The sequence below is a fragment of the Arthrobacter sp. 05T423 genome (assembly GCF_056396245.1).
This window is the reverse complement of record NZ_JBFTLC010000023.1, coordinates 1-25,103: the sequence shown is the minus strand read 5'-3', so window position 1 is coordinate 25,103 and position 25,103 is coordinate 1. Positions and strand designations below refer to the sequence as shown.

The following is a 25,103-nucleotide window of genomic DNA, read 5'->3' as shown; positions in this document are numbered from 1 at the left end:
TACTGTCGATTAGGAATTCGCGGTGTCGATATGGAAGCAGGAGACTGAATGGATTTCAGGCAAATCATTGAGAGCGCCGGGCAGTACCTCGACTTCGCTGGAGTGGCCGTCATGGTCATCGGCGCGGTCATCTCAGTGCCCATGGCTGTGCGGGGGCGGAACTTTCCCGGGGGCCGCGACGGGCACGAAGGCATATCCGTGTACCGGCAGTACCGGCAGCTTCTGGGCCGGTCCATACTCCTTGGCCTTGAGCTCCTTGTCGCAGCGGACATCATCCGCACGGTGGCGGTGACTCCTACTTTCACCAGCGTGGGTGTCTTGGCCGGGATCGTCTTGATCCGGACCTTCCTGAGCTTTTCCTTGGAACTGGAGATCACCGGGAGGTGGCCCTGGCAGAAGGAGGACAGGCATTCCGGCGCAGCAGCGTCTGCCTGATCGAGGGAATACCTGGGCTTTGGCCGCGCGACACGGACGGGTGAGTTCCAGAGCGGGTGTGGAACAATCGAATAGCCCTTTGAAAGGAGCCATTCACCCATGCGGCAGCCGGACCAGGGACGACGGGTACCCTCCGGCTACCGGACACCCGCGGGCTGGGCCAGGGTGCTGCGCGGCTCCCCCGCCACCCTCGTCTTCGTTGCCCTCCTCTGGGCCGCGGGCGCGGTGTCCGCCAGCCTCCGTTCCGGGCCGCCGCCGTTTCTTCTGCCCCACGTCACAGCCACCTCACGCTCGGTCCCGGACCACTGGTGGACGCTGCTGCTCTCCGCGTTCTGGGAGCGGGACCTGGCCGGGTACATCGTGGGCACACTGGTGCTGCTCTTGGCCGGGCTGCCGCTGGAGCGACGTCTGGGGTCCCTGAAGTTCGCTGTGGCGGCGCTGGCCGGGCACGTGCTGGGAATCGTGGCGACGCTCGGGTTCCTCGCCGTGGCCCGCGGCCTGATGGGCAGCTGGATCCGCGACCTGAGCGGCCACTTCTTCCTGGGGCCGAGCGCCCTGGCCTGCGCGGCCGCGATGGCTGCAACGGCGGCCCTCTCCACGCTGTGGCGGCGCCGCGTCCGCGTAGTCCTCCTGGCCGTGCTGCTCCTGTTTGCGATGTATGCCGGTGGCTTCGAGGACCTGGTCCGGCTCGGTGCGGCCGTGGCCGGAGGGCTGCTGGGTCCGGTCCTCTTGGGACGCCGGCCGCGCTTCGGCTGGCCGGCCGTCTCCCGGCACGAGGCCCGGATTCTGGTGGCGCTGCTCCTGACAGTCGCGGCAACCGGGCCGGTAATCGCGGGACTGGCGCCGCACGCCGTCGGCCCTCTTTCTGTTCTCAAGTTCCTGTTCACCAACATCCAGCCGGTGGATCCCGCAACGCTGCAGGCGTCCTGTTCCCGCTCGGCCGACCTCAGGGACTGCGCAGCCGCCCAGCTGCAACTGCGGGCCGGGGCGGGCGGAATCTTCATGGCAATCCTGCCGTCGTTCATGCTGCTCCTGTTCGCGGACGGCCTGCGGCGCGGACGGCGGTTCGCCTGGGTGGGCGCGCTGTCGATCCAGGCCTCGCTGTCCCTGCTGGCCGCCGTCACCATCGCCGGCGTGCTGCTGCCGCCGCCTCCGGGTTCAGCCTCCCGCGAGGGCGTGGGCGGGATCGAGCTGTCCGGCTATTCCCACCCGCTCAGCCTGGTGCTGCCGATGCTGGTCCCGGTCCTCCTGACAGTGCTCCTGCTGGCAGGCCGGAACCTGTTCCCGGTGCGGGCTCCGCGCGGGACGTACGTGCGGCTGGCCCGCCGGGTGGCGGCTGCCCTGGTTCTGCTGAGCGTGGCTTACCTGGGCCTGGGACTCCTTCTGGCAACCGGATTTACGCCTGCACCCGGGCTGCTTCAGCTGCTCGCCGATGTCCCGGACAGATTCATTCCCCTGGGCTTCCTGGTGGACCGCTCACCGGCCTTCTTCCCCGAAAGCACCGCCGCCGTCGTGCTTTACGAAAGTATCGGCGTCGTGTTCTGGGCGTGGACCGGAGCACTGCTGCTCCGGACATTCCTGCGTCCGGCCCACGGCCGGCACAGCGCGGACGAGGAGCGGGCGCGGCGTATCCTCAAGTCGCACGGCGGCGGCTCGCTGTCATGGATGACCACATGGAGCGGGAACAGTTACTGGTTTTCCGGCTCGAGCTTCATCGCCTACCGGGTGCGCAGCGGGGTGGCCGTGGCGCTCGGCCCGCCGGTGGGACCGCGGGCCGACCGGGAAGCCGCCTTCACGGAGTTTGCCCGGCATTGCCGGTTGAGCGGGTGGACGCCGTGCTTCTACTTCGTGCCCGAGGAGCTCCGCGGCCTGGCCGGACCGCTGGGGTGGGGCTCGGTGCAGGTGGCGCAGGAGACCGTGCTGCGGCTGGACGAGGTGTCCTTCCGGGGCAAGAAGTTCCAGGACATCCGCACCGCGCTGAACCGGGCGGCCAAGGCTGGCATCCGTGCCGAGTGGACCACATTTGCCCGGGCGCCGATCGCTGTCCAGGCCCAGATCGAGGCGATTTCCGAGGAGTGGGTGGCGGACAAGAAGGTCCCGGAGATGGGCTTCACGCTGGGCAGCCTGGATGAGCTGGACGATCCCGAGGTCCGCTGCCTGCTCGCGATCGATTCCGACCACACCCTGCATGCGGTGGCGTCGTGGCTGCCGGTGTACCGGAACGGATACGTGGTGGGCTGGACGCTCGACTTCATGCGGCGGCGCGGCGACGGCTTCCGCGCGAGCATCGACTTCCTGATCGCCTCTGCGGCTCTGAGCCTGCAGGACGAGGGGTGCGAGTTCATGAGCCTGTCCGGAGCGCCGCTGGCGCGGGTCCCGTCTTCCTCTGCCGTGTCTGGTGGGGCTTCCGGTTCTTCTGAGTCCGCCTCCCCTGGGGCTTCCGGGACTTCCGGGGCCTCGAGGGCCTCCGGGGCGTCGGGGGCGTCGGGGGCCTCCGGGGCCGACGCGAACGGCGGCCTCGACCGGATGCTCGACTGGCTGGGCGCAGCGTTGGAGCCGGTGTACGGGTTCCGGTCCCTGCTGGCGTTCAAGGCGAAGTTCAAGCCGGACTACGAGCCCATGTACCTGCTCTACCCGGACGCGGCCGCCCTGCCCGCGATCGCCAACGCCATCACCCGCGCATACCTGCCGTCGATCAACCTGGGCCAGGGCCTGACGCTGGTGCGCGGCCTCCTCACCCGCCGCTGACCCGCCCAACTAGGTCGCAGCACAGGGCGTTCCCAGCGCTGAGAACGCCCTGTGCTGCGACTTACTTGGGCCGGGCTACCCGAGTGCGAAGCCCGTGTGCCGTTCCAGGGCGTCGAGCAGTTCAGCCTGGAACGCCGGGTCGTTGACGGCAGGATGGGGCTCCCGGCGCTGCTGGTGGAACCAATAGCCTCCGGATACCCGGCCTTCAGCAACATCCCGGGCGGCGAGCCACACCTGCGTGACGTGCCCCTGCTCCAGGTCATCGGGTGCGCCTCGTCCGCCCATGCGCGTGGGTACCCATCCCGGATCCACGGCGTTGCTTTCGACCTCGGGCCAGCGGCTGGCCACCGCGGCCGAGAGCGTCGCCACGTACAGCTTGCTGTCCGAGTACGCACCCGGACGCTGGGCCGAGTTCGCCCAGTCGATTCCCCCGAGGTCGGGCGTGCCGGACCGGTGCATGCCGCTGCTGATATACACCATGCGGGGCGGCCGGGCCATGAGCGCGGTCAGGATGTAGGGCGCAACGGTGTTCACGGAAAGGATCTGGTTGCCGCTGTAGACGCCGGCGTTATGGATGACCGCATCGAACGGGCCGTACTGGTCTGCCTGTTCCGCCACGCGTACTGTCTCACCGGGGTCAGCCAGATCCCCGACGACGGTCCCGGCGGCCTGCTCCCTGACAGCCCCGGCACCTGTGAAACGCGACTCATTCCTGGCGTGCAGCACCACTTCATGGCCCTGCTGGATCAGCGCCCGGGCAGCATTCAGCCCGAGCCCGCCGGCAGAACCGGTAATGAATATTCTCGCCACTGTGCCTGCTCCGTTTCCGCTCCCGTTTCCGCCCCTACCAGACTGCCTGATCCACAGTAAAGGGGACATCCCGGCGTCTGGCAGGCCCTGACAGGGACTCCCTCTGTATTCACAGGGTCCGTACGCTGGTTAGTAACCCGCTGCGCGAGGGCCGGACGCCGGCCGGAAAATTCCTGGCGCAAACGGGAAGAGACTTGGGGGTCCCTGTGGTTACCCCTTACAGCAGGGTCTGCCTCACGCCACGGCGATGGGGTTTAGTAGATGAAAGAAACGGCCGATTTTTTTCATCTGTGGCCCGCTCCACCCAACCGACACATAGGAGAACTATGCCTACCGTCAACGCCTACGCCGCGCCCTCCGCTTCCGAGGACCTCATCCCCACCACCATCGAGCGCCGCGAGGTCGGCCCGCACGATGTCCTAATCGACATCAAGTTCGCCGGCATCTGCCACTCCGACATCCACACCGTCCGCGGCGACTGGGGCCCGCAGCAGTACCCGCTCGCTCCCGGCCACGAAATCGCCGGCATCGTCACCGAGGTCGGCTCCGAGGTGACCCGGCACAAGGTGGGCGACCGGGTGGGCGTTGGCTGCATGGTCAACTCCTGCCAGGAGTGCGCCAACTGCCTCGCCGGGGAGGAGCAGTACTGCCTGAAGGGAATGGTCGGCACCTACGGCGCGGTTGACCGCGACGGCACCATCACCCAGGGCGGCTACTCCACGCACGTCGTGGTCACCGAGGAATTCGTCGTCACCATTCCGGAGGGCATCGAGCTCGACGTCGCCGCTCCCCTTTTGTGCGCCGGCATCACCACCTATTCCCCGCTGAAGCGCCGGGGCGCCGGCCCCGGCAAGAAGGTCGCCATCGTCGGCCTCGGCGGGCTCGGCCACATGGCCGTCAAGCTCGCACACGCCATGGGCGCCGAGGTCACCGTCCTGTCCCAATCGCTGAAGAAGCAGGAAGATGGCCTGCGCCTGGGCGCGGACCACTACTTCGCCACCAGCGACGCCGGGACGTTCGAAGCCCTCGCCGGCAGCTTCGACCTGATCATCAACACGGTCAGCGCCTCGATCGACATCAGCTCCTACCTGCAGCTGCTGTCCCTCGACGGCACACTGGTCAACGTCGGTGCCCCGGCCGAGCCGCTCCCGGTCAACGCGTTTGCCCTCATCGGCGGACGCCGGGCCTTCGCCGGTTCCATGATCGGCGGCATCCGCGAAACCCAGGAGATGCTCAACTTCTGCGCCGAACACGGCATCGGCGCAGAGATCGAGGTCATCCCGGCCGACAAGATCAACGAAGCCTACGAGCGCGTCCTCGCCTCGGACGTGCGCTACCGCTTCGTGATTGACGCCGCCACCCTCTAAGGCGGTTAACGCTCGACGGCGGGCCGGTCCCTTAAGGGGCCGGCCCGCCGTCGGCCGTTCCAACCCGGGGCAACGAACAGGCGAGACCAATTACGAAACTTTCAGGAAGATACGTGACCCAAGAACTTTCCGGCTCCGGAACCCCGACGCAGACCCCACCAAGCCAGTCCGCCACCCAGGCCGACACCAAACCGTCCCGTGCCTCCAGGATCCCGCGGGCGGGCCTGCTCATCCTGGCGATGGCCGGGTTCACCGGTGTCACCACCGAACTCCTGCCGTCAGGCCTGCTGCCGCAGATCAGCCGCGACTTGGGCGTGGAGGAATCCGCCGTCGGTTCACTGACCGGCGCCTACGCCGCGGTCATCGTCGTCACGGCCCTTCCCCTGTCCAGGCTGCTCGGCGGGCGGATGCCCCGCAAGACCCTGCTGATCGTGACCGTGCTTGCGTTCGCGCTGAGCAACGTGCTGCTGGCCTTCAGCCCCAACCTAACCTTTGCCATTGCGGCCAGGCTCCTCGGCGGCGTGGCGCACGGCCTGCTCTGGTCCAGCATGGCCCCGTATGTTGCGCGGATCGTGCCGGCGCACTCGGTGGGCAAAGCGATGGCCATCGTCTTCAGCGGCAACAGCATTGCCCTGGCTGTCGGCGCTCCGCTGGGGACGATGATGGGGGCCGTGCTCTCCTGGCGCACGTCCTTCCTTGTCCTGGCCGGAATCGCAACGCTCCTCGCGCTGCTCGCCATTCGTTTGCTGCCCCCGGCCTCCGACGCCGGCCGGAACGCCCCGCCGTCGCTGCGTGCAGCCATGGCACTGCCCGGTGTCATCGCCGTCGCGACCGCCTGGCCGCTGCTGCTCCTGGGCCACTTCGCGCTCTTCACCTACATCGCCCCGTTCCTCTTGGCGGCGGGTCTGCCTGCGAGCGCCACCAGCATCTCGCTGTCCGTCATCGGCGTGGCCAGCCTGGTGGGCATCTGGATCGCGGGCCTTACCGCCGACGCCCGTCCGCGGCGCTCCATCCTGACCGGCGTCGCACTGCTCCTTACCGCTTTCGCCCTCCTGCCCGCGCTTGGCGGCACCTGGACCGGAAGCCTTGCCCTCCTCACCCTGTGGGGCATCGCCTTCGGGGCCGCCGGGATCTACAATCAGGCGGCGATCCTCCGCGCTGGGGGCGAGCACAAGGACGCCGCGAACGGGCTGACCGTCGTGACGATCCAGCTGGGCATCGCGGTCGGTGCTGCCTATGGTGCCGTGGCCCTCAACACCGTCGGCGCGCTCTTTGTGCCGCTGGCCGCGGCCGTTCCTTTGGCTGTGGCGCTGGTGATCATCTTCGCCAGCCGCCACCGCGGATACCCGGCCGGTCCCCGCGAGGTGCGGCCGTCGCGTTCGCCCAAGTAACTCGCAGTTGTTGTCGTTTTGAAGGCTGAAAACGACAACAACTGCGAGCCAGTTGGGCGCGCCGAACTCTTGCGCCGAATCTGCGGCTACATTGCCCCCTTCTTGAGTCTGGTGCTGCACGATCCTTTACAGCATCGTGTGGCGTGGACGAGGAGGTCCGATGGAGTTGGTGCGGCGATCGAGCAGCCCGGCGGAGACGGAAGCCGTAGGCGCCTTCTGGCGGTGGTGGTCCGTGGCGGGAGCGGGCCTTATCACGGCAGCCGTCATGACCGGCGTCTACGGCGACCTCCCGGAAATGATCGGCGCCATGGTGATGGCGATTCACCCCGAGCTGTGTTGGGAGACCGGCCCGGGCGCCCGTTCGCGGCACCGGCTCTGCGTCTCCGGCGGCGGAGACCCCCGCTTGCGGGTCTTGGCCGAGCGATGGCGGCGGGCGGCTCCCCAGCCCACTGAGTCGTGGGAATTCGCCGCGGCCAGGGAGCCGCACGCGGACGCGCTCACTGGCACCCTCGAAGGCTTGGCGCAACCGGTGGATCTGGGGAAGGCCCGGATTGCGGTGGACTGGGACGACCGAAGCGCCCTGGCGGAATTCACCGTTTTCCACCCCGCTTTCACGAAGATGGGCACCGACGACTGCCGCCAGGCGGCCCGCCTGCTCGTGGACTGGCTCCTCGGGGAAGACGATGTCCAGCGATGGGTTGGTGCCATCCACGTCTCCCGGACCGATCCCAGCGACAGCCAACCGGCCGCCGTCGTCCCCGAATTCATCCAGGAAGTGGCCGCCCTGAACCCGGACCCGCGCTGGACGACGCGGGAGGCCAGAACTTCCGCGGGGCAGCGGGTGATTGTCTGCGCCCTGCGGCCACTGCGATGGGTGGATCACCCGCTTTTGGACCTGCACACTGCTGTCCGGATCAGCTTCCGGCGGACCGGGGATGGACTGCCGGACGGGGAGGCCCTGACCGGACTCCTTCACCTCGAACAGGACCTGGACACGCTGCTCGGGCCCCGAGGCAGGCTGGTGGCCTCGGAAACGTCCAACGGGCTTCGCGTCCTGCACTACTACAGCGATTCCGAGGACCAAAACGGGCGTGACAGCTTCGAGCGGATTGCGCGGTCCCGAAAAGACGTCCAAGTGGCGCACACCTATGATCCAGGGTGGGCCCGCGTGCGGAAGTTCATGTAGCGAGTGGCGGCAGCCGGATCCGGAGGGCGGGGGGTATGCTAGCGGGTCCGGCTGCCATGCCCCGCGGCTTTGGTTGGCGCGGTCCGCCGTGGGGGCACTTTGATTCTGCACGTCCATACTTGGGAAAAGGTGAGGCCCGTGAGCGGCCCGTTGCCTTACTGTTGCCTAAGGCCACCAGTTTTGGGGGTGCGCTCCCACTTTTCTTACGGCCGTGCGAGGACGATAATTAAGGCGACCACCGGGGCTGGGCCGGCGGCGGTGTCGCCTGTCTGAGACCAGGGCGACCCCCCCCAGCCGCCGCCGTCCCTTAAACTCACTGCCTCCCTGTTAGGTCGCCCGCAATTGATGTGCCCGTTATCTATGCGACCGAACGTCCGGGCGTGGGCGCCACCACCGTCCTCGACACGCGTGAAGGCCCGTCCTATGGTGAGGAAATGAGCGATGTTCCTTCCGACGATGCTCCGGATCTGGGCCCGGCTCCGGACAAGGATGAAAGCACCACGGGCCTGCTGGCGGATGCGTTTTCTCCGGTCATTGCCCCCGAACACACCGACGAGGAACGCCTCAAGGAGCCCGAGAAATCCCAGCCCCCGGACGAGCGCGAAGGGCCCAAGTAAGTCACAGCACAGGGCGTTCTCAAGGCTGGGAAGGCCCTGTGCTGCTACGTAGTTGGGCCCGCCGCGAGGGACACAACGGCCGGTTCGGCGTGGTTCAGGCGTGTGTGGGTTCCTCCACCAGTGCCGTGGCGATGCTGTCCGCATCCTCCAGCGCGGCGAGGTAGCGCTCGGCGTCGAGTGCCGCCGCGCAGCCGGTGCCGGCAGCGGTGATCGCCTGCCGGTAGCGGTGGTCCACGGCGTCCCCGCAGGCGAACACGCCGCTCAGGTTGGTGCACGTGGTGGGTGAATCCACCTTGATGTAGCCCTCGCCGTCGAGCTCCACCTGCCCGGCCACCAGCTCCGTGCGCGGCACGTGGCCGATCGCCACGAACAGCCCCGTTGCCGGCTGCTGCCGGGTTTCGCCGGTGCGGGTATCGGTCAGGGTGACGCCGCTGACCTTGCCGTTGCCGTGGATCCCCGTGACCGCCGAGTTCCAGGCGAACGTGATCTTGGGGTTGTCCTTGGCCCGCTGGGCCATGATGCGGGAGGCGCGCAGCTCGCCTTTGCGGACGACGACGGTCACGGACTTCCCGAATCGGGTCAGGAAGGTGGCCTCCTCCATCGCGGAATCACCGCCGCCCACCACGATGATGTCCTGATCACGGAAGAAGAACCCGTCGCAGGTGGCGCACCAGGAGACCCCGTGGCCGCTGAACTTCTTCTCCTCGGCCAGCCCCAGTTCCTTGTACGCCGAGCCGGTGGCGAGGATGACAGCAGGGGCCTCGTAAGTCTCCCCGCCCCCGGTGACCACGCGCTTGAGGTGACCCTTCAGCTGAACGGAAGTGGCGTCGTCGAACACCACCTGCGCACCGAACTTCTCCGCCTGCTGCTGCAGGCCGTCCATCAGCTCCGGACCCTGGACGCCCGCCGGGAAGCCGGGGAAGTTCTCCACCTCGGTGGTGTTCATCAGCGCGCCGCCGGCGGTGACAGAGCCGGCCAGGACCAGCGGGCTCAGGCCGGCCCGGGCGGCGTAGATCGCGGCGGTGTAGCCGGCGGGCCCCGAGCCGATGATGATCAGCTGCTCGCTGCTGACCTTGCCGGCGCTGGCCTTCTCGGTGCTGCCCTTCTCGGTGCTCACGTCCTCGGTGCTAACATCCTCGGGCTTGGCGTTTTTGCTCACGGCTGGCTCCTTCTCTTTCGGGCTTGTTCACAGTTTTACTGGGCGCCGGCTTTTACTGGGCGTCGGCGTGCCTGGCGGGCAGCAGCTCGGTAACCAAGGCAGCGACGCGCGTCCGGATTTCGTCGCGGATCGGGCGGACCGATTCAATGCCCTTCCCCGCGGGATCGGCCAGCTCCCAGTCTTCGTAGCGTTTGCCGGGGAACACCGGGCACTCGTCGCCGCAGCCCATGGTGATCACGACGTCGGCCTCCTGGACTGCCCCGGTGGTGAGTGCTTTGGGGACCGCGGCGGAAATATCAATTCCGACGTCGGCCATCGCCTCCACGACCGACGGGCTCACCTCGTGCGACGGCTGGGTACCGGCGGAACGCACCTCGATGGCTCCCCGGGACAGGCGGGCGAGGAACCCGGCCGCCATCTGGGAGCGGCCGGCATTGTGCACGCAGACGAACAGGACGGTGGGCTTCTTGGCTGGGTCGGCGGACATGGCGGTCTCCTGGGTTGGCGGTCGGAGCGCGGGATCGCCGGAAGGAAGCGGTACGTTGCCCACAGACCTGCGTACTCAAGTGCAACAAGAGCGGGCGGTTCAATCAAGAGGCCGATGGGTCAGGCAGCACTGGCGAGTCTGGAGTTTTTGTCCACTTGTCACGACTTGAAGGGCGTTTAACTCGCGATATCTGGACAAAAACTCGCACCCGGCCGACGCTTGCCCGCCGGGGTTTCGAAAACGTATCGGCCTGAGTATCCATTGCTGGGTTGGAGTGCGGGGTCCACTATAGAGAAGAGCGGCAAGACTCGCACCAACCGGCAGCGCCGTGGGCCTGGCGGATCCAGGGGGCTCTCATGGACAAGAACGGCTCTGTTTCCCCGAACCGACGTGCGGTGCTGAAGGCAGCCGGGTTTGGGGCCGCCGTCGTTGCCGCTGCGCCCCTTCTGTCCGCTTGCACCAGCGAATCCACACAGCCGGTGTCAGCGGGGTCGGCATCCCTGCTCCCGGCCCCGCCGGGACAGGTCGAACCGTTGCTGGACGGGCCGAAAGTCAAAAATGCCTTGGCCCAGCTCGACGGATTGATCCGGGATGCCATGGAACAGACCGGGTTGCCGGGGATGGCCGTAGCCGTGGTATACCGGGACGAGGTGGTGTACTCCAAAGGCTTTGGGGTGCGGGAGGTCGGCAAACCGGGCGAGATAAGTCCGGACACGGTGTTCCAGTTGGCGTCCGTGTCCAAGCCCCTGGCGTCCACCGTGGTGGCGGGGGTGGTGGGACGGCAGGTCATCAGCTGGACGGACCCCGTCATCCACCATCGCAAGAACTTTGCGCTCAAGGATGACTACGTCACGCGCAATGCGACCTTTGCCGATCTGATGTCGCACCGCTGCGGGCTGAAAACAGGGTCAGGCGATCTGCTGGAAGACCTCGAGTTCGATCGTGCGTACATCCTGGGCCACCTCAATCAGGAGCCGCTCGACACGTTCCGGTCCACGTACAACTACAGCAATTTCGGCTACACGGAAGGCGGCCAGGCAGCAGCCGATGGGATGAAAATGTCCTGGGAAGATCTGGCCGACGAGATTCTGTTCCGGCCGCTGGGCATGTCCGCCAGCAGTTACCGTCACTCGGCCTACGAGAAAGCGTCAGACAGGGCAACCCTTCACGTGCCGGTCGGAAACAAGGTGTGGGCAGCGAAATACCGTCGCAATGCCGATTCCGAGGCCCCTGCCGGGGGCGCGAGTTCATCGGTGCGGGACCTGGCCAAATGGCTCCGGCTTCAGCTCGGCAACGGCAGTTACGAGGGCAAACCCGTGATCGATCCGGCGGCCCTCCAAACAACCCGCGTTCCCCATGCGGTTTCTGGTGCTGCGTCGGCACCGGCGGCCCGCTCCCGTTTCTACGGGCTGGGCTGGAACGTCTCCTACGACGATCAGGCCCGTACCCAAATAGGACACTCCGGGGCATTCAATCTTGGCGCAGCCACCGCTGTCTCCATCCTTCCGGGTGAACAGCTGGCCATCGTGGCCCTGACCAACGGACGCCCGCAGGGGATTCCCGAAGCCATCGCAGCTGGCTTTCTGGATGCAGCGCAGCACGGATCGCCCACGGTCGATTGGTTGTCGTTCACCGCGGGCGTATTCAAACAGATTGATGAGTCCGAGAAACCCAAGGTCGACTACACCAAGGTTCCCTCTCGCCCCGCTCCTGCCAGGACAAACAGTGCCTACACAGGCACCTACGAGAACTCCTACTATGGTCCCCTCGTGGTCCTCGAGCAGGGCGGCAAACTGGCCATGAAAATGGGCCCCTCCGGCAGTCCCACGACCTTCCCGCTTACCCACTTTGACGGCGACACCTTCAGCTTTGAATCCGTCGGCGAGAACGCCAACGGCCTGGCCGGTGCCCTGTTTGCAGAAGCAGTCCGCGGGTCCTCACCAAGCGTCACCCTGGACTTCTACGACAGAACCGGACTGGGAACATTCACGCGGGCCTCCTAAGGCCACGAACTCGTAGCCGCGCCGAGTTTTTGTCCAGCTGTCACGAGTTCGAGGGTGTTTAGGTCGCGATATCTGCCCAAAAACTCGGGACCGGAGAGCTAACGGGGCGGCGCCGTAGAGCCGCGGACCACCAGACGGGGCGTGATGCACCTGTCCGCGATGGGGGCACCGGGATCGTTGAGCCGCTCCAGCGCGACGCCTCCGGCGATTTTTCCCAGCTCCACGGCATGAAGGTCCACGGAGGTCAGGTCGATGCCGTGCAGCCGGGCAGTCCGTGAATCGTCGTAGCCCACCAGCGACAGGTCGCCGGGAATCGTCAGGCCCATCGAGTACGCGGCTTCGCGGACACCCAGTGCGAACTGGTCGTTGTGTGTGAACACGGCCGTCGGGCGGTCCGGCCCCGCCAGCAGCTCCGCCGCCGCACGCTCCCCTGCCTCCTGCGTGAAATCGGCGGCCGCCACGGTCTGCGGGGTCAGTCCGGCCGCCCGCATCGTCTGTTCGTAGGCTTCCCGGCGGACCATGTGTCCGTCAATGCGCGGCCCGGCCAGATGGGCGATCCGTGTGTGCCCGAGGCCGAACAGGTGCTCGACGGCGGCCCGTGCGCCGGCGTGGTCGTCCGGGTACACGCTGTCCACGCCCTCCACCCGGCGCGTGACACTGACCACCGGAACGATCTGCGCCAGCTCGCGCACGCGTTCATCGGGGTCCAGCAGCGTCGCGGCGATGATGATCCCCACCCGCGCCTCGATGAGCGAGTCAACGGCGCCCTGGTCCTCGCCGCCGATCGAGCGGGAGACGCTGAGGATCAGCCGGTTGCGCGCCTGGGGCAGCGCAAGGCTCACGCCGTTGAGGACATCCGAAAAGACCTCGTTCCGCAGGTCTAGGAGGTAAAGCCCGACGGCGGTGCGGGACTTGCTAGCCAGGGCGGCGGCTGCCGCGTTGTGCCGGTATCCCAGACGCTTGGCGGCGTCGAAGATCGCCCGTTTAGTCTCCTCGCTGACCCCGGCGGCGCCGCGGAAGGCGAACGACACCAGCGTGCGGGAGACGCCGACTTCGCGCGCAACGTCAGCCTGGGTGGCCGGGCGGTGCTGCCCCTGGATGGTCATACCGCCATCCTCCCACGAGTAGAAAACGGAGGAATTAAGCTTATTTGTAAGTTTGACCTTACATTTAAGCCTTTCGCGCGTTAGTCTAGGTGTGACAGCGGGCACACGTCCCGCAAACTTGAGACAAAGGAGTCCTTATGTCTGCTACCCAAGCCCAGCGCGACGGCGCGAATACGCCCTCGCTGCCGCCGCTCACGAACGGCCCGCACCGCAAGCGCCTCGGCATGGTGGCCATGGTGGCAACCTTCGGCGGTCTGCTGTTCGGCTACGACACGGGTGTCATCAACGGCGCACTCCGGCCAATGACCGCCGACCTCGGCCTCACCCCGATCACCGAGGGCATCGTGACCAGCTCCCTGCTGTTCGGCGCCGCGGCCGGTGCCGTGGGCGGCGGCCGGCTCTCCGACACCTGGGGCCGCCGGAAGACGATCATCCTGCTCGCCGTCCTGTTCCTCGTCGGCGCCCTGTCCTGCGTGTTCGCACCGAACTTCGAAGTCATGGTCGTCGGCCGTATCATCCTCGGCCTCGCGGTCGGCGGCGCCTCCTCCGTGGTACCCGTGTACCTCGCCGAGCTGGCCCCCTACGAGATCCGAGGCTCGCTCGCAGGCCGCAACGAACTCATGATCGTCATCGGCCAACTCGCGGCGTTCGTCGTCAACGCCGTCATCGGCAACCTCTGGGGCGAATTCAGCGGCGTCTGGCGGATCATGCTCGCTGTCGCCGCGGTACCGGCAGTCGCCCTGTTCCTGGGCATGCTCCGGATGCCGGAATCCCCGCGCTGGCTCATCGCCCGCGGCCGCAACCAGGAAGCCCTGGCCGTACTCAAGACCATCCGCTCATCAGACCGCGCCGAAGCGGAGATGGCAGACGTCAAGCACCTGGCCGACGAGGAAAAGGAAATGAACCTCTCCGGCTGGGGCGCACTGAAGAACAAGTGGATCCTGCGCATCCTGCTCGTCGGCATCGGCCTGGGCGTGGCCCAGCAGCTGACCGGCATCAACTCGATCATGTACTACGGCCAGTCCGTGCTGGTCGAGGCCGGCTTCGACTCCCGTGCCGCCCTCATTGCCAACATCGCCCCCGGCGTGATCGCCGTCGTCGGTGGCGTCATTGCGCTTACCCTGATGCAGCGGGTCAACCGGCGCACCACCCTCTTCCTTGGCTTCACCCTGACCACCATCTGCCACTTCCTGATCGGCATCGCCTCCATCGCACTGCCCATCGGCAACCCCGCGCGGCCCTTCGTGATCCTCTTCCTGGTGGTTGCCTTCGTCGGGTCCATGCAGACCTTCCTCAACATCGCCGTCTGGGTGATGCTCTCGGAGATCTTCCCGCTGCACATCCGCGGCTTCGCGATCGGTGTCTCCATCTTCTGCCTCTGGATCGCCAACGCCCTCCTGGGCCTGTTCTTCCCCACCCTGGTGGCATCAGTCGGCATCACCGGAACATTCTTCATGTTCGGCGTGGTGGGCATCCTGGCGCTGATCTTCATCTACACGCAGGTCCCTGAAACCCGCGGCCGCACCCTCGAAGCACTGGAGGAGGACGTCACCACCGGTGCCATCTACCTGGTCCACAAGACTCCTGCGCCCGCAGCTCACTAACGGACGTACCCCTAGTTGCACAGGCCCCGCCCCCCGGATTCACTCGAATCCGGGGGGCGGGGCTTCGTCATTGCCGGCCGCCTTTACTGGCCAGCGGGCTGGAACAGCTCGACGACGTTGCCGGCCGGGTCCTCGAGCAGGATCTGCTGGCCGCCCGGTCCCTTAACAATGTCGTTGCGGAACGGAACCCCCGCGGACCGCAGCCTGTCCACCTCGGCGGCAATATCGCCCACAATGAGATGGATCCGGTTCCATCCGCCCGGTGCCGGGACCGCGCCGTCGGGCATTGGCCGTCCCGCCGAACTGGCGGGCCCGCTCAGCAGCAGACGTAGCTGACCGCGCACGACGTCGGCAAAAGCCGGTGCCGCGTTCATTCTTAGGGTGAAGCCGAGGTGCTTGGTGTAGAAGCCGACGGCGGCCTCGACGTCGTCAACCATGTACCGGACGTTGACCAGGTCCTCTGGGTTATCGGGCATTTTCTGCTTCCTCCTTGGCGCTCGGACTCACACGTGCTGGTCGACGATGACCGGGTTGCCGTCGGGATCCATGACAACGAAGCTGGGCGGTCCCGTTCCGTCGCCGGCCTCAGCAACGAAGGCAATGCCTTGGTCCTTCAGCCGGCGCTGGAGATCGCGCGCGTCGGTGAAGGAGCCGAGCTGCTCCGCGTCCTGGTTCCAGCCCGGGTTGAAGGTCAGGGAGTTCTTCTCAAACATCCCCTGGAAGAGGCCGATCACGGTCTGTCCGCTCCGCAGGATCAGCCAGTTCTGGCTGGCGTCGCCCCCGGACTTGCTGAATCCCAGCTTTTCGTAGAACGCCGCTGAGGCCGCAATGTCCTTGACGGCGAGGCTGAGTGAGAAAGCGCCGAGTTGCATGTGCTGCTCCGGTCTCCGGAACTCTCCGGGCCATGAATTTTCGCGGATAGTGCCTGCGGGCTCGTGTACCCGCCCAAACAGCACTATTCCAGAGTGCGCCGACAAAAACCCGGCCTCGAAACAAATCACCGACGGCGGAAACGTCGGGGTGTGGGAGCCAGGGTCCTGGCAGCAAACGGGGCGGTCCGCGCCGGCGACACAGTCCGCATCACTCCAACCCGCGGAAGGCGGCCGGTGAAGCTGAAAATACTCGCGCGCGTGCCCGCCGTCGACGCGCAGCCCTTCGTGATCTGAAGCCTTAACTGCTGCGCGCTAAAACAACTGCTGCTCGCTAAAACGCGTCCGTATGTTCCAGCTCCGGCAGGACCACCAAGGGATCTCCGGCCAAATGCAGCCGGCGCCAAGACTGCCCGTCGTTCCAGGCAAATACAACAGAACCGTCAAGGGGCACGCCGCCGGCAATGGCGGTCCGGGCGGAACTGCCGGGTTTCCGGATTCTTGTCTCCGCCCCCGGCGCAAACGTTCGCCAGACCGGCGGAAGGTCGGCGTCGTAATCTTTGCCAGCACTCGCATCCATGCCCCAATAGAACCAGCTGAGGGTGAACACCCTGTGAACGTGGCCCGTGCAACACGCCCCTGAGTTCACGGAGGCCAGCAAGTTCGTGCGGGCGAGGGTGTTGCCGGGTCCGGTGCGCGAGGGGGGAGTGCGGCCGGACCCGGCAGTTCTGAGGGTTCGGGGCGCGGATTCCGTCTCCTTCAGGACCGTGCCAGCATTGCCCGCTGACACGGGGAAATAGCTGGGGCACCTTGGGGTATTTACGGGCAGAGACCCCCCGTTTCCCCGTGACGGCCCAAGGAACTCCAAAGTTCTTCCAAGCACGACGGCGGAAGCTCCAGACAGGGCCGGCGGCGGTGGCCCTTGGTCCACCCTCCGGGACCTGGCTGCCTAACCCAGTCCGCCGCCGGCCCCAACCAGCGTCCTGCGTGCGACGCCTTCTCGCGGCGCCATGCGGGTTGTTATCAACGGACGGCGAGGAAGCACTTGGCTGGCTCCGGACCCGGCCGGCTTCCTAAGCACCTCCCCCGGCCCTGCTGTAGGTTATGGCCATGAGGCACAACGCGGATAGGCGCGGCACGCTGGCGGAACTCTCATTGGCCGTGGCCGAATTCACCCACGCTCACTGGTTTTTTGGAAACCTCTATGAGGCCGTGGTCAAGGTCCCCCACCGCGTCGCCGCGTCCGGAAACAGCCCCGCGCTGCAGAGGGCGCCGCTTGGGGCCGGAAGCCCGGGACGCTACTACGCGCCAATGGCTCCGGTGACTTTCCCGGCCGCCGTCGTCGCGCTTGCCGCAGGCTGGAACCGCCCGGGCAGCCGGCCATGGCTGGTGACGGCGGCGGCCGCTTCCGCCGCCGGGGGCGCTGCCACGGCATACCTCCTCCGGGCCGTGAATCCCCCGCTATTCTTCGGGCCGCACCCGCTCAGCGAGATGCGCCGGGCTCCCCTGCTGGCCAGGTGGTACCACGTCAACGGCGTCCGTCTCGCGGCCAGCGCCATAGCCCTGGCTGCCATCGATCGGGCGCGTGTGGCCAACTCGGGCAGCAACCGCGTCCGCTGACACGCGTGTCCGGGAGCCCTTCGGCGCGCACGACAGCCCTGGTCATAGCCGGACCCGGCAGCGCGCTGTACTGCCGGGTCCGGTTGTTCGCTGCCGCGTCGTGGTGCGCAGCCACCGCTCCTTGGGACTCTCGATTCTGACGGCCATGGGTTGGGAAAAGGCGGGGGGCGAAACGAGGAAAAGTTGCTTCGGGCCACCAACATTTGGGGTGTCAGGACGTCCGGTCCCTGAGGCCTCCTATATACAACAGTCCCTACTGCAGGGTAGGTTCAATACAGGAGCCCTGCGATTTTTTCTTCCGGGGACCCCTTCGGGCGTTGTGCACCGCCAGGAGGTAAAGCCACTGTAGCCTCACGGCGGCCACCCTGCACCCTGAGGAAAGAGCCTGTCATGGCCACCTCGCATTTCCAGCAATTCCTTTCCGACGCCACCTCCCCGGCCCCCGAGACCGACAGCCCGATGGGGCCGGACTGCCTTTACGGGCTGTACACAAGCTGGTGCCTGATTCAGGGACTTGCACCCAAAACCGACTCTGCTTTCCGGGGCGGCATGCGCCGGTGCCACGTCAACGTCCGCAGCACCAGGCGGCGGATGAAGGGGCGCGCCGCCGCCGACTACATCCTCGCCAGCTACCCGTTCGCGGCCTGACCGTGTCACACAGATCCCCCGGCTTCCGGTCCGACGACACCGGGCGGACCCGCGTCCTGCCAGTGATATGCAGCCAGTGCGGCACCGACCGCCACCTGACCATCAGGTCGGTCATGAACATCAGGAACTACCCTTCGGACGTCGTCATGGTCGCTTACACCTGCAGCCGCTGCCAGCATTTCAGTGAACATCCCGCCCAGGTGTCCGACCTTTCCGCGATCCTGGGGCGCCGGGAGCAAAAAGGGGACGTGCTGATCTTTGGCGGCCACTACATGCACTGCGGACAACCAATGCACAAGGCAGGATCGGAGGTCCGCAGGCTGTCCGCACCGCTGTCCACGGAAGTCGCAGCTGACGACACCCTGGATGTCTACCTGTCCACCCGCGTCCTCAGATGTACCTGCGGATTCCAGATGGAACTGCCCGAGTGAAGGGAATCGTACATTTGAAAGACAAACCTACGCGCGGGTAACTTTGTGCGGGGCCCGCCCTATTCCCCCAATGCGGGTGGTCGCCCACGGAAAACCCCGTACCGCCTTCACAATGGTGCGGGGCTTTTTCGTGCCCAGGCCGCGCACTTCTTGAGGTTTGCGCCCTAGACTATGCACACCTGCTACAGGCCGGGGGGCACGTTGGGTTCACGGGGGCTTTGCCTGGTTATCGAGGATGATCCGGATATTCGCGATCTGCTCACCCTGATCCTTGCACGGATCGGATTTGATGTTCATGCCGCCGGCAACGGCGCTGACGGGGTCGCCGCGGCGTGGGAGCACCACCCCGCCCTGGTGACGGTTGACCTGAACCTGCCGGACATGGACGGCCTGGAGGCGGCGCAGCATATCCGCGCCCGCTCGGATGCACCGATGCTTTTCATCACCGCGCGGGCAGAGTTCGACGACGAGATGGCCGGCATGGCGTCGGGTGCGGCCGCCTACCTGGTCAAGCCCTTCCGCCCGCGGCAACTCACCGAGACGGTCAACAAGCTCTGCCCCGTGGGTCCGCTGACGGCCCACGGCCCGGCGCCGCGCACCTGACCAGGCGCCTTCTCACCGATGGTCCACAATGTGGTACTTCTTGGCTCGGATAGTGAGACGGTCTTAGGCTCGTGCAGTGACTAGTAGCTTGCCTCCCTTTGTGGATATGGAATGGTGCAAGGACCACCGGGAACAGATCGTGCTGGCGGACGTCCGCTGGTACCTTGACGGAACTTCCGGACGGAGCGCCTACGAGGCGGGCCACATTCCCGGGGCTGTCTTCGTGGATCTTGACCGCTGGCTCTCAGCCGAACCGTCACAGGAGGGCGGAAGGAATCCGCTCCCCGACCCGAAGGTCTTTGCCAAGGGAATGAGCGCTGCGGGTATCAGCACCGGAGACACAGTGGTGGCATACGACGATGCCGGCGGTGTCGTAGCAGCGAGGCTGGTGTGGATGCTGCGCAGCACAGGACACCAGGCAGCCATCCTGAACGGCGGCATTGCCTCTTACACAGGAGAGCTTGAGACTCACGAACCCGCCCGGCAACCCGGCCGCTTCACCGCCACACCATGGTCCGTCCAACGGCTCGCCTCCATCCAAGACGCCGCCCCCGGGCGAGGCCGAATTGTTGTGGACGCCAGGAACCGGGACCGCTACGAGGGGCGCCAGGACCCGATCGACCCGCGACCGGGCCACATCCCGGAGGCAATAAACCTGCCCTGCCGGGAGAACCTGGACCCAGCCGGCAAACTACTGGCCAAGGAACAGCTGCACCGCAACGTGGCCGACGCCGGCATCTTCGCCGGCGATGACGTCATCAGTTATTGCGGCTCCGGCGTCACCGCCTGCCACAATCTGCTTGTTCTTGAACACCTCGGCCTGGGCCAGGGCCGGCTCTTCGTCGGCGGATGGTCCCAATATGGCCACGCCACCCATCTGCCGGTGGAAACCGCCTGAAGAAGCCCGCGACCCACGGAAATCCGGCGGGACCGACGTCGAACTTTCCTTTCCTTAGCTGTATCCGCAGGTGGCACTTCGGTTCCATAATGTCCCCATAAACGTCGGGGACACTCGAGCCGGTGATGGTGGCCGGGCGAGGCAGAGTCCCAGGTGGCCGCCCCGGCAGTCGGCGATACGGGCGGCGACGCGGCCCGGGCACGGACGGCCAGTCCGTTCCCGGCACCGAATCAGGGGGAGCATCGCCATCAGTGCAACATCGCCATCAGTGCAACGAGGAGAGAACTGTCATGCTCAAAGACATCGACGTCGCGGCCGTCCTTCCGGCGAAGGACGTGGGCAGGGCGAAGGATTTTTACCGGGACAAGCTGGGACTGGAGCCCATGGAACCAGCGGACGACAACGTGATGTACCAGTGCGGCGGAGCCCGGTTCCTGGTTTACCAAACTGACAACGCGGGCAGCGCAAAAAACACTCAGATGGGGTGGGTAACGGACGACGTCGAGCGGGACGTGCAGGAATTGCGGAGCCGCGGCGTCGTCTTCGAAGAGTACGATTTCCCCGGCCTGAAGACCGAGAACGGCATTGCCACCTCGGACGCAGGCAAGGCCGCCTGGTTCCTGGACAGTGAGGGGAACATTCTAAGCCTCTTCGAACGCCCGTAGATCCGGAGCAGGGTTAATCGGAAAGGGGTCGGAACCACACTGTTCCGGCCCCCATCCGTCTATTCCGCGGCCCCCGGGCGCTGATGCATTCCAGCCGCCCCGCGATGCTCCGGCCCCTCTGCGCTTGGTAGAGCAGAGGGCCCCCAATGGAGAGGATTGAAGAAACTATGAATTCATCAATTCCTCAATGAGAGTCTCGCCCAGTGCCGCCACTCCGTCAAGACCCTAACCCTTAGTGCGCAAAGTGAATTTTTTCGGAACCGTTGGGAGCCGGCCGTGCCCGGGGGAAACCGCGGCCTCCTCTTGGAGGGCCGGCAGTCATTCCGTTCCCGGCACCGCCACCGTCTCGCTGGAAACTTCAGCAAGCGTGAGGCTGCGCTCCCTGGCGGCGGTCAGGAGGCCCGCCAGGGCCTCCTCGGAACTGCGGCCGGTCCGGGCGCTGACGGTACGCACTGCGTTGGTGATCAGGGCGCGCCTCCCCAAGGACTCCTCCAGCACGGTGGCGGACTCGTCCGTCAGGATGCTCTCACCGGCCAGGCCTCGTCCCGCACCCGACATATCGAGGCCCGCCAGGCCTCCGGCGTCAGCCGCAGCCCGGGCGTTCAGCACGGATTCTGCAGCGGCAAGCAGGTCTGCAATCTGGGGAAACGAGAGCCAATACTGCAGCCGCCCCTCCGAACGGCGCCCGGTCACCAGATGCTGGGCACGCAACTGTGCGAGTTGCCCGGCCAGGTGCGACGGCTTCAGCCCCGTGGCCGAACACAGGTCCGCCACCGACGCCGGCCCCGCCGCCAGGACAGCCAAAACCCGGACCCTGGCCGGATGCGCCAGCGCCTTAAACAACTCCGCCTCAGCGGCCGCGACCCAGTCCGCGGGTTCCGACGGTCCCACCACCGCTGCTCCTATCTGCTGTTAACCGATCATTATCGTCCAGAACTCCTCGGGATGCTCGGTTTTTTGTGTTCTGTTTGGCGTCAAATCGTTGTTATTCAAGGGCCGCCACCCCTCGCGGCGCGCGCCTTGCGCTGAAATAATTGTCTTTATCGGTTTCGACGCGGCAGTCTGCCACCGGGACGGCACTCTGCGTACCCAGGAAAGGAACGAACGCACGTGCCTGTCTCAACAGCCAGTCTTGAACAGCCCGGGATCCGCCCGCCCAGCCGGCCAGCTCCCCGCGGGCCAACCCGCCATTTGTTAGCCGGCCCCTGATGCAGGCCAACCTGCCCCTCGCCGACGAGCTGGCGGCGCTCACCGTCCGGATCGCCGACCTGTTACTGACCCACGAAACCGTCGATGAAGCGGTCTCGGCGCTGGCGCAGACCCTGAAGGAAGCGATCCCTGGAACGCTGGGTGCCGGAGTCAGCCTGATGGATATGCGCGGGCGGCGCACCAGCACAGCCTCCACGGATCCCGACATCCTGCAGGCTGACCAGCTCCAGTACGACCTCCGGCAGGGGCCCTGCCTGACGGCCTGGGCCCAGCAGACAACCGTTATTGTCGAGGACTGCCGCACCGATCGCCGCTGGCCAGCGTTTAGCCGTGCCATCGCCGACCTGCCGGTGCGCTCGGTGATCAGCACCCCGCTGTCCACCCCCGATGGCGCCATCGGTGCGCTGAAGGTCTATTCCCCCATTCCCGGCGGCTTCGATTCCAGGGCCGTCCGCCTGATCGAACTGCAGTCCCGCCCGGCCGCCCTGATGCTTGCGAACGCCCAGGCCCGCGACACCGCACAGCGCCTCAGCGACGGGCTCATCGGCGCACTCGGCGCCCGCGATGCCATCGGAACGGCCACCGGAATTGTCATGGAGCGTCTCCACATCAACCGCGACCAGGCCCTCGCCACCCTCATCGGCGCCTCCCGGAGGCACGGGCAACCGCTGCACCAGCTCTCGCTGGACATCATCGGCGGCGGCGAGGTGTAACCCGCCGTCACAAAGCCGCCTCCAAACGGGCCGCAACGGCCCGCGCACAAGGGGACGCCCGCCGTCGTCCATCACCGCATTCCTACGGTTTGGCAACAGACCGGGTGGGGGCTGCTACTACATTTTCCTCCGCTCCGCAATTTTGGCGCGCGGGGCGGTTCCAAGGAAAATAGCGAGTCAGCACACAATGCACTGCCCGCTCACTTCAGGAGACACAGAACCATGACTAACAACTTTGCCCCGGGTGCCGGGCTGATCGCCGCCCCGACTGCAGCCATGGCCGCCTTGGAAGACCTGGACCTCACGCCGCAGGGACTGTCCGACGCCCCGGCGAGCGAGCTTGAACCGGACACCCTCGTACACCCCGGCCCGTAAGCGGCCCCGCGCTTCGAACAGGCTGCGGACGTCAGGTTCCGCAGAAAGTCCGGTAGGGACCAAAACTTTCCGGCGCTGCCTCCGCGTAACGTTCGACGCCGGGACGGTCGTTGTAGGGGTCCGTCACCGCTTCGAGCAATCGCCGGAGTGGCTCGAGGTCACCGCCGGTCGCAGCACCGAGTGCCTCCTCAACAAGGTGGTTGCGGGGCACATATGCCGGGTTGACCCGGTCCATCAGGTCCGCGTCCGGGCTCAGGGCCCGCCAGCGTTCGGCCCAGGCAAGGAATGCCCCCGTTTCCCCTAACGGTTCCGGAAACAGGTCCCGGGCCGGCTCGCCTTTACCGCGGGCTGCCGCTCCAAGGCGCCGGAAGAACGACGTGTAGTCGACGCGCCCATCCTGCAGAAGCGCGAGCAGGTCGTCAATTATCGGCGAGGCAACGTCGGCGGCAATACGGCCGTCCAGTCCGAGCTTCGCCTTCATCCCGGCCAGCCAGGCGGTGCTGTACTGCTGGCGGAATGCACCCAGCGACTCCTGCGCCAGCGCGACCGCACGGTCCTCGTCTTCGTCGAACAGCGGAAGCAGCGCCTCCGCCAGGCGGGTGAGGTTCCACTCCGCCACCACAGGCTGGTTCGCGTAGGCGTAGCGTCCGTTCTCGTCGATCGAACTGTAGACCGTGGCGGGGTCGAATGCATCCATGAAGGCGCAGGGGCCGTAGTCGATGGTCTCGCCGGAGATGGCCATGTTGTCCGTGTTCATGACGCCGTGGATGAAGCCCACCAGCATCCACCGGGCCACCAGCGAAGCCTGGGCGCTTACCACCGCGTCGAACAGCGCGAGGTACGGGTTGCCTGCCTCCGCCGCCCCAGGATAGTGGCGGTCTATTGAGTGGTCCGCAAGGCGGCGCAGGAGTCCGCCGTCACCGGCGACCCGGGCGTACTGGAAGCTCCCCACCCGCAGATGGCTGCTCGCGACACGCGTGAGCACCGCTCCTGGCAGCACGGTCTCCCGCTGGATGGAACGGTCCGTGGCCACGACGGCGAGGGAGCGGGTTGTGGGGATACCCAGGGCATACATCGCCTCGCTGACGATGTATTCGCGCAGCATCGGCCCCACGACGGCGAACCCGTCGCCGCCCCGGGCGAACGGTGTGCGGCCGGAGCCCTTCAGGTGGACGTCGCGGAGGCGCCCTTCGACGTCGGCGATCTCACCAAGCAACAGCGCCCGGCCGTCACCCAGCCTCGATGCAAACCAGCCAAACTGGTGGCCGGAATATGCCTGCGCAACGGGAGTGGCGCCGTCGGGCACTGCATTGCCGATCAGCAGCGGAAGCCCTTCAGGGCTCTTCAGGAAGTCCGGGTCGAAGCCCAGCTCGGCGGCCAGCGGCTCGTTCAGGACAAGCAGCCGCGGGTCGGGGACCTCCACCGCCTTCCAAGGGATGGCCATCTCGGCAAGCTCCGTGGCGAAGCGGCTTTCGAAAGTGACGGTTGATGCGGCTGCGGCGCTCATCTTTCAAGCATACGTTCGGCGCTGTGCCCCAACCCTCCATCACCTCCCGGCGCCTCAACGGAAAGCTCCATCACTAAGGAAGCGCCGGTGATTTTCCCGCAAGACGTGAGGAAGCGTTTAGGGAATTTCTGCAGGAAGTGAGAGAGGATCGGCGCCGAACTTTTGGGCAGCCAACAAATTTTCAACTCATGTAGGAAGTGTACTTACTATTAGATGGTAATCATGCTTACTATTGCTGAGTGCTGGTTCATCAACAGCAGCTAACCCTCAAAGGAAAGAGAGCAATGATGACCGAGAACCCATTCGGCACCGAAGTGGATACGACGGGCCTGGGCACCACCGGCTCGGGCACCACGGGCTACGGCACAACTGGCGCGGGCACCACTGGCTACGGCACCACTGGCGCAGGCACCGCCGACTACCCAGGCACCACGGGGTACCAGGATGACGCCTCGAAGAAGGACGTGGCGAAGGATGAGGCCGCGAACGTGGCGGGCCAGGCTGCCGGCGCCGCGCAGAACGTGGCCGAGACGGCCAAGACCGAGGCCAAGAATGTCGCGTATGAAGCCAAGAACAGCGCCAAGGATCTGCTGCACCAGGCGAAGTCGGACCTCACGGACCAGGCCGGCACCCAGCAGGCCAAGGCCGCCGA

Annotated in this window: 24 protein-coding genes and 1 pseudogene; 17 read left to right on the top strand and 8 right to left on the bottom strand. The window is 66.3% G+C overall.

Annotation, left to right across the window (positions count from 1 at the left end; translation table 11 throughout):
* Nucleotides 1-48 precede the first annotated feature (48 nt).
* Together AC1DFE_RS16120 and AC1DFE_RS16115 are read left to right on the top strand one after the other, a co-directional pair.
* Nucleotides 49-435 (top strand): DUF1622 domain-containing protein, encoded by a 387-nt coding sequence (locus tag AC1DFE_RS16120; protein ID WP_476906882.1) that lies wholly within the window; start codon nt 49-51, stop codon nt 433-435.
* Nucleotides 436-534: 99 nt separating this feature from the next.
* A complete protein-coding gene (locus AC1DFE_RS16115; RefSeq protein ID WP_476906881.1) occupies nt 535-3,183 on the top strand; it encodes a bifunctional lysylphosphatidylglycerol flippase/synthetase MprF in 2,649 nt (882 codons plus the stop codon).
* A 75-nt stretch (nt 3,184-3,258) separates the two neighbouring features.
* Here the strand turns inward: AC1DFE_RS16115 and AC1DFE_RS16110 are convergent, their stop codons facing one another.
* On the bottom strand, nt 3,259-3,993 hold the full coding sequence (locus tag AC1DFE_RS16110) for an SDR family NAD(P)-dependent oxidoreductase (protein WP_476906880.1): 735 nt from the start codon (nt 3,991-3,993) through the stop codon (nt 3,259-3,261).
* Nucleotides 3,994-4,319: 326 nt separating this feature from the next.
* Between AC1DFE_RS16110 and AC1DFE_RS16105 the strand changes: the two genes are divergently transcribed.
* The 4 genes from AC1DFE_RS16105 (at nt 4,320) to AC1DFE_RS16090 (ending at nt 8,554) form a co-directional block, all read left to right on the top strand.
* On the top strand, nt 4,320-5,360 hold the full coding sequence (locus AC1DFE_RS16105; RefSeq protein WP_476906879.1) for an NAD(P)-dependent alcohol dehydrogenase: 1,041 nt from the start codon (nt 4,320-4,322) through the stop codon (nt 5,358-5,360).
* Nucleotides 5,361-5,473: 113 nt separating this feature from the next.
* Nucleotides 5,474-6,751, top strand: coding sequence for an MFS transporter (locus AC1DFE_RS16100; RefSeq protein ID WP_476906878.1), 1,278 nt, complete (start codon nt 5,474-5,476; stop codon nt 6,749-6,751).
* A gap of 160 nt (nt 6,752-6,911) precedes the next feature.
* Entirely contained in the window at nt 6,912-7,937 is a 1,026-nt protein-coding gene (locus AC1DFE_RS16095) for a hypothetical protein (protein ID WP_476906877.1), read from the top strand.
* Between the two features lie 347 nt (nt 7,938-8,284).
* A complete protein-coding gene (locus AC1DFE_RS16090; RefSeq protein WP_476906876.1) occupies nt 8,285-8,554 on the top strand; it encodes a hypothetical protein in 270 nt (89 codons plus the stop codon).
* A 94-nt stretch (nt 8,555-8,648) separates the two neighbouring features.
* Here the strand turns inward: AC1DFE_RS16090 and trxB are convergent, their stop codons facing one another.
* Together trxB and AC1DFE_RS16080 are read right to left on the bottom strand one after the other, a co-directional pair.
* On the bottom strand, nt 8,649-9,671 hold the full coding sequence (gene trxB / locus AC1DFE_RS16085) for a thioredoxin-disulfide reductase (RefSeq protein ID WP_476906937.1): 1,023 nt from the start codon (nt 9,669-9,671) through the stop codon (nt 8,649-8,651).
* Between the two features lie 94 nt (nt 9,672-9,765).
* The gene (locus tag AC1DFE_RS16080; protein ID WP_476906875.1) at nt 9,766-10,200 is read right to left on the bottom strand and encodes an arsenate reductase ArsC; all 435 of its coding nucleotides are present in this window, start codon (nt 10,198-10,200) and stop codon (nt 9,766-9,768) included.
* A 356-nt stretch (nt 10,201-10,556) separates the two neighbouring features.
* Between AC1DFE_RS16080 and AC1DFE_RS16075 the strand changes: the two genes are divergently transcribed.
* Nucleotides 10,557-12,203, top strand: coding sequence for a serine hydrolase (locus tag AC1DFE_RS16075; RefSeq protein WP_476906874.1), 1,647 nt, complete (start codon nt 10,557-10,559; stop codon nt 12,201-12,203).
* Between the two features lie 98 nt (nt 12,204-12,301).
* Here the strand turns inward: AC1DFE_RS16075 and AC1DFE_RS16070 are convergent, their stop codons facing one another.
* A complete protein-coding gene (locus AC1DFE_RS16070) occupies nt 12,302-13,309 on the bottom strand; it encodes a LacI family DNA-binding transcriptional regulator (RefSeq protein WP_476906873.1) in 1,008 nt (335 codons plus the stop codon).
* Nucleotides 13,310-13,446: 137 nt separating this feature from the next.
* On the opposite strand from AC1DFE_RS16070, the gene AC1DFE_RS16065 reads away from it, so the two are divergent.
* Complete coding sequence (locus tag AC1DFE_RS16065) at nt 13,447-14,913, top strand: sugar porter family MFS transporter (RefSeq protein ID WP_476906872.1); 1,467 nt, start codon at nt 13,447-13,449, stop codon at nt 14,911-14,913.
* Between the two features lie 83 nt (nt 14,914-14,996).
* Here AC1DFE_RS16065 and AC1DFE_RS16060 read toward each other — a convergent pair whose 3' ends face one another.
* Entirely contained in the window at nt 14,997-15,389 is a 393-nt protein-coding gene (locus tag AC1DFE_RS16060; protein WP_476906871.1) for a VOC family protein, read from the bottom strand.
* 27 nt (nt 15,390-15,416) lie between these two features.
* Nucleotides 15,417-15,785: a VOC family protein gene (locus AC1DFE_RS16055; RefSeq protein ID WP_476906870.1), complete on the bottom strand. Its 369-nt coding sequence runs from the start codon at nt 15,783-15,785 to the stop codon at nt 15,417-15,419.
* A gap of 1,107 nt (nt 15,786-16,892) precedes the next feature.
* Between AC1DFE_RS16055 and AC1DFE_RS16050 the strand changes: the two genes are divergently transcribed.
* The 6 genes from AC1DFE_RS16050 (at nt 16,893) to AC1DFE_RS16025 (ending at nt 20,647) form a co-directional block, all read left to right on the top strand.
* Nucleotides 16,893-17,402, top strand: a complete 510-nt coding sequence (locus tag AC1DFE_RS16050) for a hypothetical protein (RefSeq protein ID WP_476906869.1) — start codon at nt 16,893-16,895, stop codon at nt 17,400-17,402.
* A 390-nt stretch (nt 17,403-17,792) separates the two neighbouring features.
* A complete protein-coding gene (locus tag AC1DFE_RS16045; protein WP_476906868.1) occupies nt 17,793-18,050 on the top strand; it encodes a hypothetical protein in 258 nt (85 codons plus the stop codon).
* A gap of 113 nt (nt 18,051-18,163) precedes the next feature.
* Nucleotides 18,164-18,481: a hypothetical protein gene (locus AC1DFE_RS16040; protein ID WP_476906867.1), complete on the top strand. Its 318-nt coding sequence runs from the start codon at nt 18,164-18,166 to the stop codon at nt 18,479-18,481.
* Nucleotides 18,482-18,682: 201 nt separating this feature from the next.
* Nucleotides 18,683-19,084, top strand: coding sequence for a response regulator transcription factor (locus tag AC1DFE_RS16035; protein ID WP_476906866.1), 402 nt, complete (start codon nt 18,683-18,685; stop codon nt 19,082-19,084).
* A 76-nt stretch (nt 19,085-19,160) separates the two neighbouring features.
* A complete protein-coding gene (locus tag AC1DFE_RS16030; protein ID WP_476906865.1) occupies nt 19,161-19,982 on the top strand; it encodes a sulfurtransferase in 822 nt (273 codons plus the stop codon).
* Nucleotides 19,983-20,272: 290 nt separating this feature from the next.
* Nucleotides 20,273-20,647: a VOC family protein gene (locus AC1DFE_RS16025; RefSeq protein WP_476906864.1), complete on the top strand. Its 375-nt coding sequence runs from the start codon at nt 20,273-20,275 to the stop codon at nt 20,645-20,647.
* A 318-nt stretch (nt 20,648-20,965) separates the two neighbouring features.
* Here AC1DFE_RS16025 and AC1DFE_RS16020 read toward each other — a convergent pair whose 3' ends face one another.
* The gene (locus AC1DFE_RS16020; RefSeq protein ID WP_476906863.1) at nt 20,966-21,541 is read right to left on the bottom strand and encodes an ArsR/SmtB family transcription factor; all 576 of its coding nucleotides are present in this window, start codon (nt 21,539-21,541) and stop codon (nt 20,966-20,968) included.
* Between the two features lie 314 nt (nt 21,542-21,855).
* On the opposite strand from AC1DFE_RS16020, the gene AC1DFE_RS16015 reads away from it, so the two are divergent.
* Entirely contained in the window at nt 21,856-22,569 is a 714-nt protein-coding gene (locus AC1DFE_RS16015) for a GAF and ANTAR domain-containing protein (RefSeq protein ID WP_476906862.1), read from the top strand.
* A 222-nt stretch (nt 22,570-22,791) separates the two neighbouring features.
* Complete coding sequence (locus tag AC1DFE_RS16010; protein ID WP_476906861.1) at nt 22,792-22,944, top strand: hypothetical protein; 153 nt, start codon at nt 22,792-22,794, stop codon at nt 22,942-22,944.
* A gap of 31 nt (nt 22,945-22,975) precedes the next feature.
* Here the strand turns inward: AC1DFE_RS16010 and AC1DFE_RS16005 are convergent, their stop codons facing one another.
* A complete protein-coding gene (locus AC1DFE_RS16005; RefSeq protein WP_476906860.1) occupies nt 22,976-24,451 on the bottom strand; it encodes a protein adenylyltransferase SelO in 1,476 nt (491 codons plus the stop codon).
* 287 nt (nt 24,452-24,738) lie between these two features.
* On the opposite strand from AC1DFE_RS16005, the pseudogene AC1DFE_RS16000 reads away from it, so the two are divergent.
* Nucleotides 24,739-25,103: pseudogene (locus AC1DFE_RS16000) on the top strand (hypothetical protein); the annotation flags it as partial.

Excerpts from the sequence above, each read along its gene's own strand:
- AC1DFE_RS16120 (WP_476906882.1), top strand. The coding sequence starts at position 49 with ATGGATTTCAGGCAAATCATTGAGAGCGCCGGGCAGTACCTCGACTTC.
- AC1DFE_RS16115 (WP_476906881.1), top strand. The coding sequence starts at position 535 with ATGCGGCAGCCGGACCAGGGACGACGGGTACCCTCCGGCTACCGGACA.
- AC1DFE_RS16105 (WP_476906879.1), top strand. The coding sequence starts at position 4,320 with ATGCCTACCGTCAACGCCTACGCCGCGCCCTCCGCTTCCGAGGACCTC.
- AC1DFE_RS16095 (WP_476906877.1), top strand. The coding sequence starts at position 6,912 with ATGGAGTTGGTGCGGCGATCGAGCAGCCCGGCGGAGACGGAAGCCGTA.
- AC1DFE_RS16080 (WP_476906875.1), bottom strand. The coding sequence starts at position 10,200 with ATGTCCGCCGACCCAGCCAAGAAGCCCACCGTCCTGTTCGTCTGCGTG.
- AC1DFE_RS16075 (WP_476906874.1), top strand. The coding sequence starts at position 10,557 with ATGGACAAGAACGGCTCTGTTTCCCCGAACCGACGTGCGGTGCTGAAG.
- AC1DFE_RS16070 (WP_476906873.1), bottom strand. The coding sequence starts at position 13,309 with ATGACCATCCAGGGGCAGCACCGCCCGGCCACCCAGGCTGACGTTGCG.
- AC1DFE_RS16065 (WP_476906872.1), top strand. The coding sequence starts at position 13,447 with ATGTCTGCTACCCAAGCCCAGCGCGACGGCGCGAATACGCCCTCGCTG.
- AC1DFE_RS16060 (WP_476906871.1), bottom strand. The coding sequence starts at position 15,389 with ATGCCCGATAACCCAGAGGACCTGGTCAACGTCCGGTACATGGTTGAC.
- AC1DFE_RS16055 (WP_476906870.1), bottom strand. The coding sequence starts at position 15,785 with ATGCAACTCGGCGCTTTCTCACTCAGCCTCGCCGTCAAGGACATTGCG.
- AC1DFE_RS16050 (WP_476906869.1), top strand. The coding sequence starts at position 16,893 with ATGAGGCACAACGCGGATAGGCGCGGCACGCTGGCGGAACTCTCATTG.
- AC1DFE_RS16045 (WP_476906868.1), top strand. The coding sequence starts at position 17,793 with ATGGCCACCTCGCATTTCCAGCAATTCCTTTCCGACGCCACCTCCCCG.
- AC1DFE_RS16040 (WP_476906867.1), top strand. The coding sequence starts at position 18,164 with ATGAACATCAGGAACTACCCTTCGGACGTCGTCATGGTCGCTTACACC.
- AC1DFE_RS16025 (WP_476906864.1), top strand. The coding sequence starts at position 20,273 with ATGCTCAAAGACATCGACGTCGCGGCCGTCCTTCCGGCGAAGGACGTG.
- AC1DFE_RS16015 (WP_476906862.1), top strand. The coding sequence starts at position 21,856 with ATGCAGGCCAACCTGCCCCTCGCCGACGAGCTGGCGGCGCTCACCGTC.
- AC1DFE_RS16010 (WP_476906861.1), top strand. The coding sequence starts at position 22,792 with ATGACTAACAACTTTGCCCCGGGTGCCGGGCTGATCGCCGCCCCGACT.
- AC1DFE_RS16005 (WP_476906860.1), bottom strand. The coding sequence starts at position 24,451 with ATGAGCGCCGCAGCCGCATCAACCGTCACTTTCGAAAGCCGCTTCGCC.